We start from the raw sequence: 17840 nt of genomic DNA on the forward strand, positions 1-17840 counted from the left end.
CACGCCCGGCCGCCCATCTGTCGGCCGGGCTCCAGTCTTGCTCACAACGTGAACGTCTACTAACATTCGAGGTACACACAGCCGCCGCGAGCTGGGTGCCGCTAGCGCACAGGTACCGCGATAGCGCTTGCACAAGGCGAGTATAGCGTGCCTAACACCGGGCTCCAGGTCGCTCACACCCGAAACCAAGCAGACCACCGAAAGGTTAATAATCGAAAACAAAATGGGAAGACAGACGAAAGACTTCACCGGGCCCGGCTGACGCTTGCGTTTCCGGATCGTCGAACCCATCGGAAAGGAAAAGCTCATGCCGGAGTTGACCACGCCCGTGGTCGAGCCAGGTCGCTTCCGCCACGTCCTCGGCCACTACTGCAGTGGCGTCACGATCATCGCTGCCATAGCTGGAGATGAACCGGTCGGGTTCGCCTGCCAGTCCTTCCAGTCGGTTTCCCTGGACCCGCCACTGGTCAGTTTTGCCCCCAGTCGGACATCCACGACCTGGCCGAGGATCCGAAGCGCCGGGAAGTTCACGGCGAATATTCTGGACGTCCGTCAGGACGATCTGTGCCAGGCATTCTCGATCAGCGGTTCGGATAAATTCGACGGAGTTTCCTGGCGGCCCGGGCTTACTGGATCTCCGGTTCTCGACGGCGTTTTGGCCTGGGTCGACTGCGAAATCGAGCGTGAAGTCGACGCGGGCGATCACACAATCGTCTTCGGGCGGGTCCTGGATCTCGGGGCAAGTTCGGACGGGGCCCCACTCTTGTTCTACAAAGGTAAGTACGGCCATCTTGCCCAGTAGAACGCCCCGCCGGACAGTGAACGCCGCCACGCGGGCACGGGGTGGCAAGCTCTGCGCGTGGAGGTCACGGCAGACTCACAGTCTGTCCGCGCAGTCACGTGCTCGTGGGACACGGTCTTGACTTCGGCCGTATCGCCGACGCCGAACTGTGCGCTACTAGGAGGACAACTATGTATCCGGGTATCCATGCCGAACGCTCACCGGACAAACCCGCTGTGATCCTGGCCGAAACCGGCGAGACCCTCACATATCGGCAGCTCAATGACGATTCGATCAGAATCGCGAAAGTGCTGCGTGAGCTCGGGCTCGGGCACGGAGACACCTACGCGATCCTGATGGGCAATTCGACGGAATACTTCAGCGTCTGTTGGGCGGGCCAGCGGTCGGGACTTTACTACGTCCCACTGAACTGGCACCTGACGGCTCCGGAGCTGGCCTATATCGTTGCGAACTCGGGTGCCAAAGCCATCATCGCCGACGTTGCGTGCGCACAGCAGGCCGAGGCGCTGGCGGCCGAGCTGACTGTGCCGGTTGCTGCCCTCTCATTGGGCTGCGAGATCGACGGCTACCGAAGCATCGAGTCCTTCGCGGCATGGCACTCCACCGGAGATCTGCCTGACGAGGAGGAGGGCTCCGACATGGTCTATACCTCCGGCACCACGGGCCGGCCGAAGGGCGGCAGGCGTCAGCTCCTCGGTGTTCACCCACGGGATCTGCCGCCGGAAGTGTTCGCCTTCTTCGCGCTGTTCGAGCTCGACAACGAGGACGTCCGCTATTTGCTGCCGGGCGCTCCGCTGTATCACGCTGCGCCCCTGCGGTTCACGATGGCCATCACCCGCATCGGTGGAACCGACATCGTCATGAACGCCTTCGACCCGCACGTCGCGCTGCAGACGATCGAGCGCTACGGCGTCACACACAGCCAATGGGTGCCGACGATGTTCGTGCGACTGCTTCGGCTCTCGGAGTCGGAGCGCCGTGCCCACGACCTGTCGACACATCGGGTCGCTATCCATGCCGCCGCACGCTGCGCGGTCTCGGTCAAATCAGCGATGATCGATTGGTGGGGGCCGATTCTGCACGAGTACTACGGGGCATCGGAAGGAGGGGGCGTCGCGTACATTTCACCGCAGAGCTGGCTCGAACACCGCGGGTCGGTCGGGCAGGCGATCCACGGGCAGTTCCACATCCTGGACGACGACGGCAACGAGCTTCCCGCGGGGCAGGTCGGCAGAATCTACGCTTCCGACGCCGTTCCGATCGAATATCTCGGCGACGCGGAGATGACGCGCCGTGCCTACAGCAGAGAAGGCTGGACCACGGTGGGTGACCTCGGGTATCTCGATCCGGACGGATTCCTGTATCTCGCCGAGCGTCGAGACGACCTGATCATCTCCGGTGGGGTCAATATCTACCCTCAGGAGATCGAAGACGTTCTCATCGAGCATCCCGCTGTCGCCGACGTCGCCGTGATCGGCATCCCCAACGAGGAGTGGGGACAGGAGATCAAGGCAGTCGTCCAACCGCTCGATGACGTGGTACCGACCGCCGAACTGGCCGAAGAGCTCACCGAGTTCTGCCGAACCCGCTTGGCGCCCTACAAGATTCCGCGCACCATCGACTTCGATCGCAACCTGCCGCGCGCGTCATCCGGGAAACTCTATAAACGGCGCCTGGCCGAGCGCTATTGGAAAGACGAGTCCGCGCCGCAACATCCCTGATCACCTCCGCTGGTGTCCTTGTGGCCGGTGAGCGCGCGAAGTTCCGAGGCGCTCGGCTCGTACTGTATCGAGGCACTCCGATCGGCGTCGACAAGGACATCAATCCCCTCATCCACCTCACGTCTCGTAGCTCTATAGATGCGGTCCCCGATGACATCGGTCAGAAGCCCGACCTTGTGAGCCAAGCCATTCACCGGCCGGCGAGGGAGAGCGGCGCCATCCCGGTTCACATTGATCCGCGATCCCTCCCGAGCATTGTGTAATCGACATCAGTCGCACCATCGGCACGAGCACGCGTGAAATACGCGTGCTCGACACCCCGATGAGTGAGGCAACTTTCCGGCCGGGGTCGACGCCGTTACTCGACTACCCGGCGTTCGTCATCGCATGTCGCGGCGCCGGAAGGCCACCAGCCCGACGCTGAGCAGCACCACAGCGATCGCGGTGAGACCGACGACGGGCCCGGCTCGGAATTCGCCTCCCGGGAGGATCGGCAGATGGGAGAACGGGTTCAGGTCGAGCACAACCTGCGGGATGTCAGCGGTGACACCGGCTATGTAGAGACCGAGGAACGCGGCGAGCACGCCCCACGCTGCGGTCGCGTATTTCGGCAGCACACCGAACAACGCGACGACGAGCCCGGCCATCAGCCACACTGCCGGCAACTGGACCAACGCGCCGGCAACGACTCTCGGGACCGCATCCGAGACGTCGTCGATCACGATTCCGTACGTCAGACCGGCCAATAGTCCCGTGACGACCATCGCGATCGCGGGGCCGACGATCGCGAACAAGATATGACTGAACGCCCAGCGGATACGACCGACAGCGGTGGAGAGAACTGCCTCGGCACGAGCGCTTTCCTCTTCTATATGTAGCTGCAGCGATTCGGATACCGCATAGGCGGACGCCACAATGCCGAAGATGCTCAGGGTCATCGCGATGAACGACTCTTCGAGCGCCTGCGATGCACCACCCTTCAAGATGATGTCGTTGACTGCGTCGATATCGCCGAACTGGTCGCCGACCCCGTGTGCCATACCGCCGACCAGCAAACCGAACAGGCCCAAGCCGACGGTCCACGCGACCAGCTGCCCCCGGTGACTCCGCCACGACAGACCGACCGGCCCTGCGAGGGACGGCGGCGCGACCCGTGGGCCGGGCCGCTCGGCAATCACGCCCGCCCCCGCATCCCGTCCGCGCAACAGTGCGTAGGCGACGGTGATCAGGCCGATCACGGCGGTCAGCGGCAAGATGACGACCCACCACCGCTCGTCGGAAAACGGCCGAATCTGCTGCGACCAACTCAACGGCGACACCCACGACACCGTGCCCGACCCGGCGTCTCCCACGGCACGCAACATGAACGCGAAGCCCAAGGCCCCCAGAGCTATTCCCCGAGCGGTGCGAGCGCCCGTGCTCAATTGAGCAGCGACCGCCGCCACACCGGCGAATACCGCACCGGCACTTATCACGGCCACACCGAAGGCAGCTGCCCCCGCTGCCGGCAGGCCGACAATGACCAATCCGGTGAAGCAGAAGAGCCCACATACCGAAACCCCGCCGATCGCGAGGATCAGCGCTGCGGTCAACCCCGCATAGCGGCCCACGCTGGTCGAGCCGACCAGTTCGAAGCGCCCGGATTCCTCTTCGGCGCGAGTGTGCCGTATCACGGTGAGGATGACCGCCAGCGCGATGACCGGGTAGACGATGCCCGCGAACCACGCGGTGAGCCCGCCGACGCTCGCGCCGAAAGTCGGGCCTTCCAAGGCTTTCAACGCGGCGCTCGTCGAGGAGATGAAACGCGCACGCTCCTCCGCGGTCGGATACAAGTGATCCATGGCCAGTGCGTAGAAGACCGGCAGGATCGCCGGGTACACCGTCCACAATCCGAGCACCGTCTTGTCCCGGAGCAAGAACATCCTGGCCAGCTCGGAGGTTCCGGCGAATGGCCCACCACCGGTTGTGGCGTCGTTTCGAGTTCGCTCGAGGGTCGCCGTGCTCATGCCGACACCTGCTGCTCTGCACCGGCGTTCGCATAGTGCCGCATGAACAACTCCTCCAGCGTCGGCGGGCGGCAGACCACGCTGCGGACCCCACTCTCGCCGAGCAGACGCATGACTTCGGTGAGGCTTTGATTCTCGACGTGGCAGTTCAACGTGGTGCCCTCGATATGCACATTCTCGACCCCGGGAATCTTCATGAGATTTCCCGGGTACCTGACCAATTCAGCGGTCACCGACGTGCGACTGAGGTGCCGCATCGATTCCAGGCTTCCGCTTTCGACAGTTCGACCGGCCCGGATAATGGTCACTCGTTCGCACAGCTCCTCGACCTCGGAGAGGATGTGGCTGGACAGCAGCACGGTGGCGCCGCGGTCGCGAGCTTCTGCGACACATTCCTGAAATACCTGCTCCATCAACGGATCCAAGCCTGAGGTCGGCTCGTCCAGGAACAGCAGCTGTGCACGCGAGGAGAACGCCGAGATCAGCGCCACCTTCTGGCGGTTTCCCTTCGAGTAGGTCCGCGCCTTCTTCTTGGGATCGAGGTCGAAGCGTTCGATGAGTTCATCGCGCCGGGCCTCGTCGATTCCCCCACGCATACGCGCGAGGACGTCGATGGTCTCGCCGCCCGTCAACGACGGCCACAGGGTGACGTCACCGGGGACATAGGCGATATGGCGGTGCAGGCTGACGGCGTCCAACCACGGGTTCCGCCCGAGCACAGTCACTCGGCCCGCGGAGGCGCGCAGGATTCCCAACAGCACCCGGATCGTGGTGGATTTGCCGGCTCCGTTGGGTCCGAGGAAACCGTGGACTTCGCCACTGGTCACCGTGAGATCCAACCCGTTCAAGGCATGCGCTCGACCGAATGTTTTCTCGAGCCCGCTCACTTCGATTACTGCTGCCATGATCGTTCCTTTCATAAAAAGTCTGCGGATACGTGAGAAATCGCTACATCGATAAATCTGGAGTCCGTGAAAAGACCGCGGGTCCACAGCTCGAGCGCTGGAAGCGCCAGTTCGCGCAGGAGGTCGCGAACTACCTGACGACCGTCGGCACTACCGTCACCGGCTCTCAACTGAACGGCCGACACGAGCGGTGCGAGGCTCGCGAGTGTCAGATAGCGCGCCCGCGCGGCCGGGTCTCGACTCCGTATGACCAACCCGTTCGAAATCCCCTTGTGCAGTACCTCCTCACTCCTGGCCACGATCTCGTCGAACAGTGACCGCGCGAGGTCTCCCCCTTCCGCAAGCGTCCTGGCGAGATATGCGAGAAGCGGCGCATACTCGTCGATCGCGGCAAGTATCGAAGATGGTTCGATAACTTCTGGAGAGACCAGGAAAGCTTCCTTGCGATCGTCCAAAATATTGATCACATGGGCATCGCACTCGGCGCGAAGACCATCCTTGGATCCGAAATGATGGATAACGAGCCCTGGGGATACGTCAGCCGCACTCGCAACAGCGCGAATTCCGGCCGCGAACCCCCGCGCACCGAATACCTGAATTGCCGCGTCTCGGATACGTCCCCGTCTGGTCAGGTCACCATCCGTAACAGAGTCGGCCGCAGAGGCGTTCATGCTCGGGAGATGAACATTAATTGCCGACCGCCCGACTTTCGTACCGAGATGCGCGCACGAACCACCCGCACTGCCCTGGACGCTGCTTCGTCCGGGCAGGTGCGCGCCAGCTCACTGCTCCTCACGAATGGGCGGCCTTTCGTATCCGATGAGTCGATGCGTGACGACGTTATCGAGAATCCGCGAATTTGGAACTGGAAGGTCTAGTACAGCTAACGGCCGCGCGAATCGGATCGCTGGATCAACTTTCCACGGTCCACCGAGCCGCCGGTGGCGCGACGCGGGGCGCACGTAACGTCAGTGTTCCTGATGTTCGCACACCACCGCGTCCAAGCGTTCGCCGAGCGCGTTGACTTGATCGCGCAGCGTGACAATGGCCTCGAGGGGATACCCGACGGCGGCCGACACCGATTCGATCATCTCCCAGGCTCGCCGCCGCAGCGCATGCCCGGCCTCGGTGGACCGCAACTCGACCGAGCGGCGATCATGCGTGCAGCGCACGCTCTCGACCAGCCCGCGCGCCTGCAGGCGCTGGATGAGCGGCGAGACGGTCCCGTAGTCCAACCGCAGCTGTTCGCCGAGTTCCTTCATGGTCATGCCCGGTCTCTCCCACAGCGCGAGCAGGGCGATGTACTGCGGGTAGGTGACCTCCATCGCGTCCAGGAAAGGGCGATAGGCGGCGGTCATCGCCCGCGAGGTCGAGTAGAGAGCGAAGCACAGCTGATTGGCGAGCGCGAGCAGGTCACGCTCCGTGTCTCGTGCGGTGACGGGTGCCCCGGCCGGGTCGACACGCACCGCTGGGGAAGGATGCGCTGCATCGGACATCAGCCCACTTTACTGGAGCGATTTCGCTCCCCGGCGCGGTGCGGATCGAATTGCGCGAGTTCGGATCTCCGCGCGAGGCCGAGCGGGCCCGGCCCTATCTGCACTCCCGCAACCCTGCCGCGGGTCTGCCGACCCGCGGTCCTGGACCCGATCGCTGCGGGTCACAGACCGGGCATCGGACCGAGATCGAGCGGCCCGGCGAGACCGCCCTCAGCCGAGCCTCCGAGGGCCTCACCACCGTGGTGGGGGCTTGCGGCGGCCGCGTAGCCATACGGTCCGTGTCCAGCAGCCGTCGGGTCACCGAAGTCCATGCCGAGGGGCTGAACGGGCCCGGCGGTTGAGCCCATCGTCTCCTGCGGCTGCGAATTCGGCGACGTACCGGGCGAACCGGAGTAGGTGGTCTCGTGGTGGGGAATGAGGCTGCCGTCCGGGGGCAGCGCGACATGATGCGGTATTTCGGTGCCGGGGTGCTTACCGGCGTCGTGGTGGTCGGCGCCGAAATCCATACCGGGGAGGGGCGCGACGGGTGCGGCCGGGCCGTGGTGGAAGTCCATCCCCGGCACAGCAGAGGCAGGATGGGGCGGCGAGGTCGGGTGGGGGTTCACGAGGGCTCCTTCGATCGCGCTGTGCGGTGCGGGGTAACCGCTGCTGTGGGCGGGACTCGGCGGGGCCGCGGCGCCGTGGTGTGAGTCCGCGCCGTGCGGAAGCTGATCGGCGTAGTGGTGCAGCGGACGGGAGTCCGCGCCGAGTGCGGCCCACTGGTCATAGGTCACCGCGAACGCGCGCTCGGGTGGGTGAACGGCGTGCATGGGCGCGGCCGACACCGCGTGCGCGACACCGGTGTCGAGATGATCCAGCGGATTGATCGACTGCCATCGCACATGGGCGATGACCTCGAGCCCGGCCGGACGCAGACCGACGACATAGGTGTCGAAATGCTGGATGTAGTCCGCAGAAATCGGGGTGCCGCAGCGAGCCAGCTCGGCATGGTTGGCCGGGTGCGCGAGCTCACCGGCGACCGTCGCCACCATGCCGCCGGGCACCGTGAAGCCCGGCCGGTCCGCCATCGTCAGCGTCGCACCGTCGACCGAATGGTTACCGCCCGCGTCGTACCACGGACGGATGCTTGCCGCGCCGCCGACCGGGGACAGGGTATCGACCCGCCACACCAGGTGGCCCGGATCGAGGGACAGCGTGCTGTCGCCGTGGGCGGAGAAATCGCCGCGCTCACCGTGCACACGTAATTCGTGAGCGGCGAATTGCAGGAAATGGATCTGATATTCGGGGGGCAGGTGCGGACTCGACTCGAACCGGAAGCTGATCGCGTCATCGAACACACCACCCGGCGCGTCGACCGAATACGCCTCCACGCCATCGCGGACGGTCAACCGACCGAATCCAGGGACCTCGAGACTCTGCACCACGCCCATGGGAATCCTCTGTCCAGCAGGGTGTTTCAAGCCCTTGATCGCCGCAGACCCCGCTGGCGTTACCCGAGCGAGCAGCCCACGACACCGGTCGCGATCAGAGGTGGACTCCCCGTCAGCCGCATGCGCCTTTCGCGGGCCGACGTACCTCCCCTGCCACGAGCGACAATATGCCGGGGTTGACGACATCGGCCGAACCGATGTTACCTGTCACATCTGTGCACGATCCGCGGTTGTGACGCGTTAGTTTCGTTACTCTCTCCGCGGGTATTGGGTGAGGCACCGTCCGGCTCGGGCGGGGCCGCGTCGGAGGTAGGGCATTACGCGTGAGCAAGTGGGCCGAGCTGCGCAAATCCGCAGTGGGACTGGCACAGTCGAGCCAGCGCAATGTCCGGGGTCGAGTCGGTGTGCGCGTGCGCCTCTTGGCGATCGTGCTCATCTCCAGTGTCACGTTGCTCGCGATCGGCGGCAGCGCGGCAGGTTATCTGGTGAACTCCAGCCGAGCCGCGAAGGAATGGGCCGAACTGGCCAGCAGCACCACCACGCCGGCCATCCTCATGGTGCAGGCGTTCGAAGAGGAGCGCCGGTTGTCGCTGCTCCACCTGGCAGGCGATACCGAAGCCGCGCAAGGGCTTGCCGCCGCCCGGCAACGCTCGGACGCGGCGCTGGCGGCGGTGATGGCCAAGGGCGATGCCGCCCGCAAACTCAATCCCGGCGGCTCCGCCTCCGATATCGAGGGCTACAACAAGCTGTTCGCGATGGTTCCGACGCTGCGCGGCGGAGTCGACGCCCAGCAGGCGCCGCCGAATCAGGTGTTCGAATTCTTCAGCCAGGTCATCGGGACGATCATCGCGGCGTCGATGCTCGCCGCGCGGGTAGCGCCGGAGGCCGGCATCGCCATCGATTTGGGCTACGGCGTCGATCCGCTGCGAGCCGCCGAGGCGCTATCGATGGCGGACACCCTGGGCGCGGTAGCACTGACCCTCGGGGAACACCCTCCGGCGCAATTCACCGAATTCAACCGCCTGGTGGGGGAATTCCGCAGTGAAGTGGCATATTCCAGCCGGGTGTTGCCGGGCGCCCGGCTCACCCAGCTCGAGCGGATCACCGCCGGACCGGCCTACCAGCAGGTGATCGCGATGCAGGACGCGGTGATGTTGCGGGGCCCGGTGTCGGCGACCGACACCGCCTCCGACGAGTCCACGCGGTCGAGCGATAGCACCGGCCGGTCGCAGGATCCTCGCTCGACCGCCAAAGCCACCCCGTTGCCGATGAGCGTCGCGACCTGGCAGGAGGCATCCGGCCAGGTGGTGTCGGCGCTGCTGAAGCTGTGGGAGGACCAGAGCAACGACGCCCACGAGATCGCACGGGCACAGGGCGACCGGACCGCGCAGCGGTCGTTGCTCGGTGGCGCGGCGGTGTTGCTGATCGCGACGCTCGCCTTCCTCGCGGCATTGGTCCTGGCCAACCGCTTCATCGGGCGCATGCGCCGATTGCGGCGCGACACCTTGGAATTGGCCGATCAGCGGCTGCCCGATCTGATGCGCAGGCTCGGTCAGGGCGAGAACGTCGATTCCACGGCCGAGGCGTCGCGTCTCGATTTCGGTACCGACGAACTGGGCCAGGTCGCCGACGCCTTCAACCGTGCCCATGTCGCGGCCGTGGCGGCGGCGGTCGCGGAGGCGAAGACCCGAACGGGCGTCAACGCGGTGTTCCTCAATATCGCCCATCGCAGCCAGGTAGTGGTGCACCGGCAGCTCTCGCTGCTCGACCAGGCCGAACGCAAGGAGGAGAACGCCGACCAGCTCGAGCTGCTGTTCCAGCTGGATCACTTGGCCACCCGGGCCAGGCGCAATGCGGAGAACCTCATCATTCTCGGCGGCGAGCAACCGGGTCGGCGCTGGCGCAAGCCGGTTCCGCTGCTGGAGCTGGTCCGAGGGGCGGTCGCGGAAAGCCTCGACTACGCCAGGATCCAGACCGGTCGAATGCCCGAGGCGCAGGTGTCGAGCAACGCCGTGGCCGACTTGATCCATTTGCTGGCCGAACTGATGGACAATGCGACCGCCTTCTCACCCCCACAGGCGCGCGTCGAGGTGTCCGGCGTCGTGGTCGGGCGCGGGGTCGCGGTCGAGATCATCGATCAGGGCCTGGGCATGTCGGAGGACGACTTCGCCGCGCGCAACGCACTGCTGGCCGATCCGCCGGATTTCAGCGTGGTGTCGCTGTCCAGCGATGCCCGGTTGGGGTTGTTCGTCGTCGCGAAACTGGCCAACCGCCATGGTGTTTCGGTGCGGCTGGGCGAATCGGTCTACGGAGGTGTCCGGGCGGTGGTGCTGATTCCCACCGCACTCCTGCGGCCGCACAGCCCAGCAGGCGATGAGGACGGCGTTCTCGACGGTACGTCTACCGATGCGGCGGGCACTACAACACCGGACGCCACGACGCCGCAGCCATCGCCGGTAACGCGGCAATCGGCGTGGTTCACGCCGGCCTACGAGCAGGGTTCGGACGCAGCGACACCCGGTGCCGGCATACCCGCTGTCGGCGGCGAGTTCGACGCGGCTCCCGCGGCGACTCCGGATGGCCGGCCGTCGTTGCCGCGCCGCCGCCGCCAGTCCGAGGCCACGACGGAGACGGCGCCGCCCGCCACCGCACCGGTACGGCAGCGGACAGCCGACGAGGCGCGCAATCTGATGAGCGCCATCGAGAACGGAACCCGCCAAGGACGCCGGACGCGACCCGATGCCGACTAGACCGCGACGAGAACTCACCACGAGAAGGCGACGATGACTACTTCCCCGACAACCGGCCTCGGCTGGCTGCTCGACGAGCTGGTCAACGGACTGACCGGAGCGCGGTCGGCCGTGCTGCTCTCCTCGGACGGGCTGCTGCTCGGCCATTCGAAGCAGCTGGACAAGGTCGACGCCGAGCGGTTCTGCGCGATGGCGTCGGCGCTGCACAGTCTGTCGCGCAGCGTTGGCCACCATTTCGACGCCGGCGGGGTCAGCCAGACCGTGGTGGAACTCGACCGTGCGGTGCTGTTCGTCACGGCGGCCGGCGCCAACGCCTGCCTGGCGCTGCTGGCGTCCGACGATGCCGACATGGGCATGGTGGCCTACGAGATGAATCAGACGGTACAGCGGGTCGGCACACATCTGTCGGTCGACATGCGCCCGCACCCGTCCGCTTCGACACAGCCATGAGTTATCCGCGCGAACCCTGGTATGAGGAGGACGCCGGCCCGCTGGTCCGGCTGTACGCCATCACCCGCGGCCGGGGTCGTGCCGTGCGGCCGGAACTGAACGTGGCCACCCTGGTGGTCGATGCCGGGCAGGGTCTCGTGCTGCGGCGCAGCGAACCCGAGTACGCCGCCATTGTCCAGCTGTGCCGCACCCCGCAGTCGGTGGCCGAGGTGGCGGCGCAACTGCGCCTGCCGTTGACGATGACGAAGGTCCTCGTCGGCGACTTGATCGATGACGGCCACCTGGTCTCCCGGTCGGCGCAGGGCGGAGGAGGCGAGGCGAACACCGACCTCGGCCTGCTCCACGCTGTGCTCAACGGAATCCGGGCGATCTGAGCACCGCTGCGCCGACGCGTTGTCACACGAGCTGCGCGGCAAGTCGTTTCGCGTTCAGGTAGGCGATCGCTTCGATCGAGACCATCGGGTTGACACCTGATGCGGTCGGGAAGGACGAGGCATCGGCGACGACGATATTCGGTACTTCCCAGGTGGCGCCGTCGGGATCGGTGGCCGAAATGTCCGGTGAGCCACCCATCCGGGCCGAGCCCATGATGTGCAGGGCACCCATCGAGCATTGTCCCGGTCCATACCCAGCGGCCTGGCAGGCTGCGGCGAAATCGGCATGCGAGCCGCGCGTGCCCGGTTCGTAGGAGATGCCCGCCTGGTGTCCGGAGAAGATGCGGCGTGCGCCAGCGGCCTCCAGAATGCTTGCGGCCCCGACGATTCCGGTATGCATATGGGCGGCGTCATAGTCCGACAGCCGGTATTCGACGAACGGCTCACCGCTGCGGTCGATGGCGACGCTACCCGGATCACGGTCGCGGGTGATGATGCCGATCGCGTTGGAATGCGCGAAGTCGAGCATGACGGCCCGATGGTCGGCCGCGCCGCGCCAGCTCATGAATCCGGTGGCGAGACCGGGATGCACCGGCCCGGTTTCGTAGATGACGCCGTAGCCGTTGCCGTCCAGATCGCTGTGATGCCGGCAGATGCGGGTCTGCAGGCCGCCCTCCCATGGCCGGATCTCCTCGTCGAACACCCCGAACACGGCGGCGGCCGGATGCAAACGCAGATGGCGGCCGATATTCTGGTTCCGCAGCCCGGACCGTCGCAGCAGCGCGGGCGTCTGGATCGCCCCGGCCGACACCACCACCGCACGAGCGTGCACCTGGATCTGCACGCCCTCCGAGGTCAGCGCCGAAACACCGTGCGCACGACCGTTCTGCACGATGATCCGCCGCACGTCGGCGTCCACGACCAGACGCGCACCCCGGTCGGCCGCATCGGCGAGCCAGGTCTTGGTCACCGACTGTTTGGCACCCAGCCGGCACCCGTAGCCGCACCGTCCGCACTCCACACCGGCGTCGCAGGCATCGGTGACGTTGCGCGGCAGCGTATCCACCTCCCAGCCCAGGGCCCGGGCGCCGCGTTCCAGGACGCTGTCGCGCGCCGAGGTCGAGGAGCGCCGATCGGTGACACCGAGCCGCCGCTGTACCACGTCGAGTGCGTCGCCGAATTCGGCCTCGGCGAAGTGCCGGGCGCCGAGGGCGGCCCATTCCGCCCGGACGTCATCGGGCGTGGGCAAGGAGGTGCTCCAGTTCACCACGGTCCCGCCACCGAGACAGGTGCCCGCGACGAGGGTGATCTGGCCTTCCGCGGACGCGGACGGGCCAGGTGCGTACAGGTGCTGCAGAGCGCCGAGTTCGCCGGTGCCGAAATCCCGGTCGTCGTAATAATTTCCGCGTTCGAGCACCACGACGTCGAGACCGGCTTCCGCCAGCACCGCGGCCGCGGCACCCCCACCGGCGCCCGAGCCGACGATTGCGACATCGCAGGACAATTCAGTGGTCTCACTGCACCGCAGTGGGGTCAACGGGGGTTCCGGCGCCGTCGGCAACGGGCCGACCGGGGCGGGATAGCCGATCTCCTTCCACAGCGGGTTGGCGCCCGACGGCCCGGGGGTGACGTTGTAGGACAGCAGCGACGCTTGTTTGAGCGCTTGGAAAATCACGCGCACCGACGCGAAGCGCGAATCGGCGAGCCGGAGCAGCGCCCGCTCCCGCTGCTGCTGCGACAAGCGCGAGAACCGCCGCGGGCCGCTGCCGGTGAGCAAACCGGTCAGCCGTGAGTCCCACAGATCCAGCAACATGGCCATCTGCTTCTTCTCGGCCTGCCGGGGATTACGATCCAGCAGCTGGAAGACGGTATCGACGGCGCCGATCGCGCTCGCGGGCGGCAGCGTCAGCCCATCACCCGGGTTGAAGGTATCGCAGATGACGCTCAGTGCCGCGCGCTGCTTGGCTGTTGGTTCCATGTCCAACAGTATCCGTCCCAACCACCGAAATCACTCGCCGAACCATGCGAATCGGCACTCACAAAGCTCGCGTTTACCAGCCATTAGCTGAATCCAGCACACAGAATTGACAGCCACATATAGGCGTCTTTGGATCGTCCGGCGCGATAGTCCGCACACCTTCCCCGCCAAGCGCGCAGGCGCCGAGCAGTCGCACCGGCATCTACGCCACACCCGAGCGGGTCGTCGCCTCGATGTCGACGACGGCGGTCAGAAGCCCGCACGGACCGATGGCCACGGTGACCGCCGGGCCCGGATCGTGCCCTGCCGTCAGCGGCGGGGTGGGTCCAGACCGAGATCCGTGACCCGCGATCCCGAGGTGGGGCCATGATGACCTGGAGCGTGTCGTAGACCGCGTGACACCGATGCTCGGCAGGATTGGGCAGACGGCGGTTTCGGCTCCAACGGCGGCTCGGCCGGATCCAGGTCCACGCGAATGTCGAGACCAGCCACCTCGCCGCGCTCGTCGAATTCGATATCGCCCGCGACACCGTGGCCGCTGAATTCGAGCCACCGGTAGTCGTCGAGAAAACCGGCTCGCAGGCCCCGCCGGGTCAGGTAGCTGTGCACGGCGCGCCGATGATCGGCCAGCGGCAGCGCACCGACACCGAAGGCCAGCACACGCGCCAGGCTGGACGCGGTGGGCGGCGGCAGCAGAAACGCCGGATGTTCGACGAGAAACGCGACGCACGTGCCGTCGGTGAGACCGCAGTAGGAGCTCCAGCGCCCACAGATGATCTTCGCGGCGTCCGCCAGCAACCCGGCGACCTGGTATGGCTCCGGCGCCGCACCCGCCAGGGCGACGGGCAGCTCCGCCGCGAGCAATTCGGCGATACGGTATCGAAAGCCGAACTCGCGCACCGTCTCCGCGGCCTTGACCAGCGACGCCGGGTAGCCCCACGGATTGGCCCATCCCCACAACCACGACTCGGCGTCGGCAGTGCCGAGCAGGTGGACGTTGGTGCACACGAAGGAGTGCTCCGCACCGACGAATTCGAGCCGCCGTCCATCCAGATCCGCGTGCCACACGTGTTCGCCCAGCACTTCTTCGAGGTGGAGGCGATGCTCGAGCGACAGCAATCCCGCGTCATCGAGCAGCCTCGTCAGCGGCACAGGTTCGGACACCTGCGTCAGCGTACTGAAATACCGCCGCTCCGCTGCTGACCGGATCTCAGCGGCGCTCCTCGGCCGTGCGTGCCGGTACGTCCACGACCAGCGCGGTGGCGTTGTCGGTTCCTCCGCCACGGAGTGCTTTGTCCACCAGGGTGTTCGCCAGGGTTGCGGTCGTGTCGTCCCCTGCGAGCAGGGCTTTGATCGTGGCGATGCCGAGCGGCTTGTGCACTCCGTCGGTGCTCAGCAGCAGCCTGCCCGCGCTCGATCCGGTCGCGGCGTACCCGATCTCGGACGGTCGCACGGTGCGCACCGATGTGGTGACGACATGACCCGCCCGTGGCGAAGGAACGAGCCCGCGGGCTCGGTACAACTCGGCGACGGTGTGGTCGGTGGTGATCTGATGCAGCACTCGCCCGTTCCAGCGGTAGGCGCGACAGTCACCGAGCCACGCCACCTCGCACGGCCCGTCCGGCCGACTCGTACCGGGCAGCACCGCGACGACCAGCACACTGTCGGCCGAGGGCTCCGGCACCGCCCGACGCAACTCCCGTTGCGACGCAAGAATTCCCGCCCGCGCCCCGTGGAGCACACCCACCCGTGCCGCCACGGCGGCCGTCGTGCGCGCCGCCTTCACGGCCAGGAGATGGTCCCCGACGCCATCGGCGACCACGAACGCCGTCGCCCCGGTCATCGGGTCCGTCTCGACGGCCACCGCATCGGCGTTGATCGAGCGCGCCCCGCGCCGACTCGCCGAATCCCAGCATGCTCTGCCGAGCTCCAGTGTCTCCATTCGCCGCATGCTCGGGATGGTGGCGGTATGCATAGGCCTCTCCTCGGGCTGTCGACGGTGCTGCCGATCAGCACCCTTTCAGGAGACCGGCCCAATCCGTGTGCTTCGCCAGAGGCCGCCGTGTACATGCTGAGAATTAGACGTCGATCGTGTCACGGCGCGCAGACAGATCGGGCGGCCAGGACGTGCAGCGCCCCCATCCGCGCCGGTGCCATTCCCCCAGATCCGGGGGAGAGTCCGATGCACGCGCACGGCGAACCGACTGCCGCGCCGGTCGGTTCGCACCGAACAGTGGCCCGCCGGACCCGCCGCGAGATCGGTGCGGCACGGCATCCGAGACGCCGGTTTCGTAGGCCGCGGCGCGGGAATGCGCTGTGCGAAGACGCCTGTATCGCAGCGGTCGCCGCTGGCTCCACACCTGGTCAACGGCGAGATGAAGCCGCCATCCCGGAAGGAGAACCCAAGCATGTGCCCCGCAACGATCAATTCGACCTCGGACGCCGTGGACTTCCTGATCGAGCAACACGGACGGATCCGGCAACTGTTTCTCGAAACCGCCCAGGCGGCCGATGTCAAGGAGCGCGAGAAGAGATTCTTCGAGCTGCGCCGGCTCCTGGCCGTGCACGAGACCGCGGAGGAGGAGATCATCCACCCGCGTGCCCGCCGGGAGATCGGCGACGGCGCCGGCATCGTCGAAGCACGGCTCGACGAGGAGAACAAGGCGAAGAAGCAGCTGGCAGAGCTCGAAGCGGTCGACATCGGCTCGGTCGAGTTCGAGGTCAAGCTGGACGGTTTGCGCCGTGCGGTGCTGGCGCACGCCGACCACGAGGAGAACGAGGAGTTCAACCGCCTGCGCCAGGAAATGGACCCCGATTCCCTGCAGCGGATGCGCAGCACGGTCGAACTCGCCGAAGCCATGGCACCGACCCGCCCCCATCCCGGCGTCGAGTCGGCCATGGCCAATGCTCTCGTCGGTCCGTTCGCCGCGATGATGGATCGCGCCAAAGACATGATCACCAAGCCACGAGGCTGACCGGACGAAATCCGACCGGCGGCGCCCGGCACCCTGGGCGATTCCCAGTGGTGCCGGGCTCGCCCGGCTCGGTCAGCCGCTACCGCGGCCGGAACGTCGTTCTCACAGCAAGGCCAGAGCGATACTCAGCACGCACAACACGAGTACCCAGGCGGCGACGGTCGGACGGATCGAGCCCTCCGCATCGGAACTGCCGCGCTGACGGCGTCGGCGGGCGCGGTACTGCGGGCGCGAGGCCGAAACGGACATGACATCCTCCTTCGGTCGGCTTGCATCAGGGGGTCGCATACCCGCTTTCGGCACGAATCGTCGCGATGATTCTGTGCCGGAAACCACCTGCCGGGCGCGTGGTATCGCAATCCGGCTGCTCACCTGCGGTGTTTGGTGGCGGCGGTGGCGGGAAGTCGCTCGATGCAGGAGAGGAGTCGGCAATGACCGAACCGAAAGACACCTACGACGCGCCACAGAACACGGGCGCGCCCGACTCGGCCGAATCCGATCCGGCCGCCCTCACCAGCGCCGAGGACCTGGACGAGGACCAGCTGCGTTCGGATCCGCTCGAGGCCGGGATGGACCCGCCCGAGCACTGGTCGGGAGCCACCCGGTATGGCATGACGCACTGGGAGGAAGCCCATCCTCGATCGATCGGAGACCGGCTGGCCGAGGAGGAGCCCGACGTCGACCCGAACCGAGAACCGCGAGCCGAGCAGTCGAAGAAGCTCAGGGATATCACGTGGGACAGCGACGCGGTGCGCGCCGGTCACAGCTATGAGGAGGAACTCGGCGTCGCGGCCGATGTCGCGGGTGGATCGGTAGCGGACGAGATCCGCCACCCCGCATCGCCCGACTGACCGCCGACCGCGGAAGAGACCGGTTCCGGGGCGACCTCATACCGAGCTCGCCTGTCCGCTCACGCGGTAGGTGCCATTGGCCACGACGGCCGCCCAGCTGTA

At 66.4% G+C, this 17840-nt stretch carries 17 protein-coding genes; 8 read left to right on the forward strand and 9 right to left on the reverse strand.

Annotated features, from left to right (window positions below; genetic code table 11):
- Positions 1–307: 307 nt before the first annotated feature.
- The gene (locus tag OHA40_RS02810) at positions 308–802 is read left to right on the forward strand and encodes a flavin reductase family protein (protein WP_330231501.1); all 495 of its coding nucleotides are present in this window, start codon (positions 308–310) and stop codon (positions 800–802) included.
- A 170-nt stretch (positions 803–972) separates the two neighbouring features.
- Positions 973–2523 (forward strand): acyl-CoA synthetase, encoded by a 1551-nt coding sequence (locus OHA40_RS02815; RefSeq protein ID WP_330231502.1) that lies wholly within the window; start codon positions 973–975, stop codon positions 2521–2523.
- 380 nt (positions 2524–2903) lie between these two features.
- On the opposite strand, the gene OHA40_RS02820 is transcribed toward OHA40_RS02815, so the two are convergent.
- The 3 genes from OHA40_RS02820 to OHA40_RS02830 are packed head-to-tail and all read right to left on the reverse strand — an operon-like array spanning position 2904 to position 5997.
- Positions 2904–4529: an ABC transporter permease gene (locus OHA40_RS02820; RefSeq protein ID WP_330231503.1), complete on the reverse strand. Its 1626-nt coding sequence runs from the start codon at positions 4527–4529 to the stop codon at positions 2904–2906.
- The gene (locus OHA40_RS02825) at positions 4526–5434 is read right to left on the reverse strand and encodes an ABC transporter ATP-binding protein (RefSeq protein ID WP_330231504.1); all 909 of its coding nucleotides are present in this window, start codon (positions 5432–5434) and stop codon (positions 4526–4528) included. The genes OHA40_RS02820 and OHA40_RS02825 overlap by 4 nt, the downstream gene beginning before the upstream one ends.
- Before the next feature lie 11 nt (positions 5435–5445).
- On the reverse strand, positions 5446–5997 hold the full coding sequence (locus tag OHA40_RS02830; RefSeq protein WP_330234019.1) for a TetR family transcriptional regulator: 552 nt from the start codon (positions 5995–5997) through the stop codon (positions 5446–5448).
- Between OHA40_RS02830 and OHA40_RS02835 the strand changes: the two genes are divergently transcribed.
- Positions 5902–6312 carry a hypothetical protein gene (locus tag OHA40_RS02835; RefSeq protein ID WP_330234506.1) on the forward strand — a complete coding sequence of 137 codons (411 nt, stop codon included), beginning with the start codon at positions 5902–5904 and terminating at the stop codon, positions 6310–6312. The two genes, OHA40_RS02830 and OHA40_RS02835, sit on opposite strands and share 96 nt — an antisense overlap.
- Before the next feature lie 90 nt (positions 6313–6402).
- Here the strand turns inward: OHA40_RS02835 and OHA40_RS02840 are convergent, their stop codons facing one another.
- Positions 6403–6930, reverse strand: a complete 528-nt coding sequence (locus OHA40_RS02840) for a MarR family winged helix-turn-helix transcriptional regulator (RefSeq protein WP_330231505.1) — start codon at positions 6928–6930, stop codon at positions 6403–6405.
- Between the two features lie 161 nt (positions 6931–7091).
- Positions 7092–8360 (reverse strand): hypothetical protein, encoded by a 1269-nt coding sequence (locus OHA40_RS02845; protein ID WP_330231506.1) that lies wholly within the window; start codon positions 8358–8360, stop codon positions 7092–7094.
- Positions 8361–8683: 323 nt separating this feature from the next.
- Here OHA40_RS02845 and OHA40_RS02850 point away from each other — a divergent pair, with 323 nt between their 5' ends.
- The 3 genes from OHA40_RS02850 to OHA40_RS02860 are packed head-to-tail and all read left to right on the forward strand — an operon-like array spanning position 8684 to position 11934.
- Complete coding sequence (locus tag OHA40_RS02850) at positions 8684–11110, forward strand: sensor histidine kinase (RefSeq protein WP_330231507.1); 2427 nt, start codon at positions 8684–8686, stop codon at positions 11108–11110.
- Positions 11111–11143: 33 nt separating this feature from the next.
- Positions 11144–11560, forward strand: a complete 417-nt coding sequence (locus OHA40_RS02855; RefSeq protein ID WP_330231508.1) for a roadblock/LC7 domain-containing protein — start codon at positions 11144–11146, stop codon at positions 11558–11560.
- Complete coding sequence (locus tag OHA40_RS02860; RefSeq protein ID WP_330231509.1) at positions 11557–11934, forward strand: DUF742 domain-containing protein; 378 nt, start codon at positions 11557–11559, stop codon at positions 11932–11934. The genes OHA40_RS02855 and OHA40_RS02860 overlap by 4 nt, the downstream gene beginning before the upstream one ends.
- 22 nt (positions 11935–11956) lie before the next feature.
- Here OHA40_RS02860 and OHA40_RS02865 read toward each other — a convergent pair whose 3' ends face one another.
- The 3 genes from OHA40_RS02865 to OHA40_RS02875 form a co-directional block, all read right to left on the reverse strand.
- The gene (locus OHA40_RS02865) at positions 11957–13912 is read right to left on the reverse strand and encodes an FAD-dependent oxidoreductase (protein WP_330231510.1); all 1956 of its coding nucleotides are present in this window, start codon (positions 13910–13912) and stop codon (positions 11957–11959) included.
- Positions 13913–14221: 309 nt separating this feature from the next.
- Positions 14222–15076, reverse strand: coding sequence for a DUF6882 domain-containing protein (locus tag OHA40_RS02870; protein WP_330231511.1), 855 nt, complete (start codon positions 15074–15076; stop codon positions 14222–14224).
- 46 nt (positions 15077–15122) lie between these two features.
- On the reverse strand, positions 15123–15887 hold the full coding sequence (locus OHA40_RS02875) for a PP2C family protein-serine/threonine phosphatase (RefSeq protein ID WP_330231512.1): 765 nt from the start codon (positions 15885–15887) through the stop codon (positions 15123–15125).
- Between the two features lie 433 nt (positions 15888–16320).
- On the opposite strand from OHA40_RS02875, the gene OHA40_RS02880 reads away from it, so the two are divergent.
- Positions 16321–16887 (forward strand): hemerythrin domain-containing protein, encoded by a 567-nt coding sequence (locus tag OHA40_RS02880; protein ID WP_330231513.1) that lies wholly within the window; start codon positions 16321–16323, stop codon positions 16885–16887.
- Between the two features lie 102 nt (positions 16888–16989).
- On the opposite strand, the gene OHA40_RS02885 is transcribed toward OHA40_RS02880, so the two are convergent.
- The gene (locus tag OHA40_RS02885; protein ID WP_330231514.1) at positions 16990–17136 is read right to left on the reverse strand and encodes a hypothetical protein; all 147 of its coding nucleotides are present in this window, start codon (positions 17134–17136) and stop codon (positions 16990–16992) included.
- Positions 17137–17318: 182 nt separating this feature from the next.
- On the opposite strand from OHA40_RS02885, the gene OHA40_RS02890 reads away from it, so the two are divergent.
- Positions 17319–17738 (forward strand): hypothetical protein, encoded by a 420-nt coding sequence (locus OHA40_RS02890; protein ID WP_330231515.1) that lies wholly within the window; start codon positions 17319–17321, stop codon positions 17736–17738.
- Positions 17739–17840 lie beyond the last annotated feature (102 nt).

The sequence above is a fragment of the Nocardia sp. NBC_00508 genome, assembly GCF_036346875.1.
Lineage (GTDB): Bacteria > Actinomycetota > Actinomycetes > Mycobacteriales > Mycobacteriaceae > Nocardia.

Coding starts and splice junctions, on each gene's coding strand:
- OHA40_RS02810 (WP_330231501.1), top strand. CDS start 308: ATGCCGGAGTTGACCACGCCCGTGGTCGAGCCAGGTCGCTTCCGCCAC.
- OHA40_RS02815 (WP_330231502.1), top strand. CDS start 973: ATGTATCCGGGTATCCATGCCGAACGCTCACCGGACAAACCCGCTGTG.
- OHA40_RS02820 (WP_330231503.1), bottom strand. CDS start 4,529: ATGAGCACGGCGACCCTCGAGCGAACTCGAAACGACGCCACAACCGGT.
- OHA40_RS02825 (WP_330231504.1), bottom strand. CDS start 5,434: ATGGCAGCAGTAATCGAAGTGAGCGGGCTCGAGAAAACATTCGGTCGA.
- OHA40_RS02835 (WP_330234506.1), top strand. CDS start 5,902: ATGGGCATCGCACTCGGCGCGAAGACCATCCTTGGATCCGAAATGATG.
- OHA40_RS02840 (WP_330231505.1), bottom strand. CDS start 6,930: ATGTCCGATGCAGCGCATCCTTCCCCAGCGGTGCGTGTCGACCCGGCC.
- OHA40_RS02845 (WP_330231506.1), bottom strand. CDS start 8,360: ATGGGCGTGGTGCAGAGTCTCGAGGTCCCTGGATTCGGTCGGTTGACC.
- OHA40_RS02855 (WP_330231508.1), top strand. CDS start 11,144: ATGACTACTTCCCCGACAACCGGCCTCGGCTGGCTGCTCGACGAGCTG.
- OHA40_RS02860 (WP_330231509.1), top strand. CDS start 11,557: ATGAGTTATCCGCGCGAACCCTGGTATGAGGAGGACGCCGGCCCGCTG.
- OHA40_RS02865 (WP_330231510.1), bottom strand. CDS start 13,912: ATGGAACCAACAGCCAAGCAGCGCGCGGCACTGAGCGTCATCTGCGAT.
- OHA40_RS02875 (WP_330231512.1), bottom strand. CDS start 15,887: ATGCATACCGCCACCATCCCGAGCATGCGGCGAATGGAGACACTGGAG.
- OHA40_RS02880 (WP_330231513.1), top strand. CDS start 16,321: ATGTGCCCCGCAACGATCAATTCGACCTCGGACGCCGTGGACTTCCTG.
- OHA40_RS02885 (WP_330231514.1), bottom strand. CDS start 17,136: ATGTCCGTTTCGGCCTCGCGCCCGCAGTACCGCGCCCGCCGACGCCGT.
- OHA40_RS02890 (WP_330231515.1), top strand. CDS start 17,319: ATGACCGAACCGAAAGACACCTACGACGCGCCACAGAACACGGGCGCG.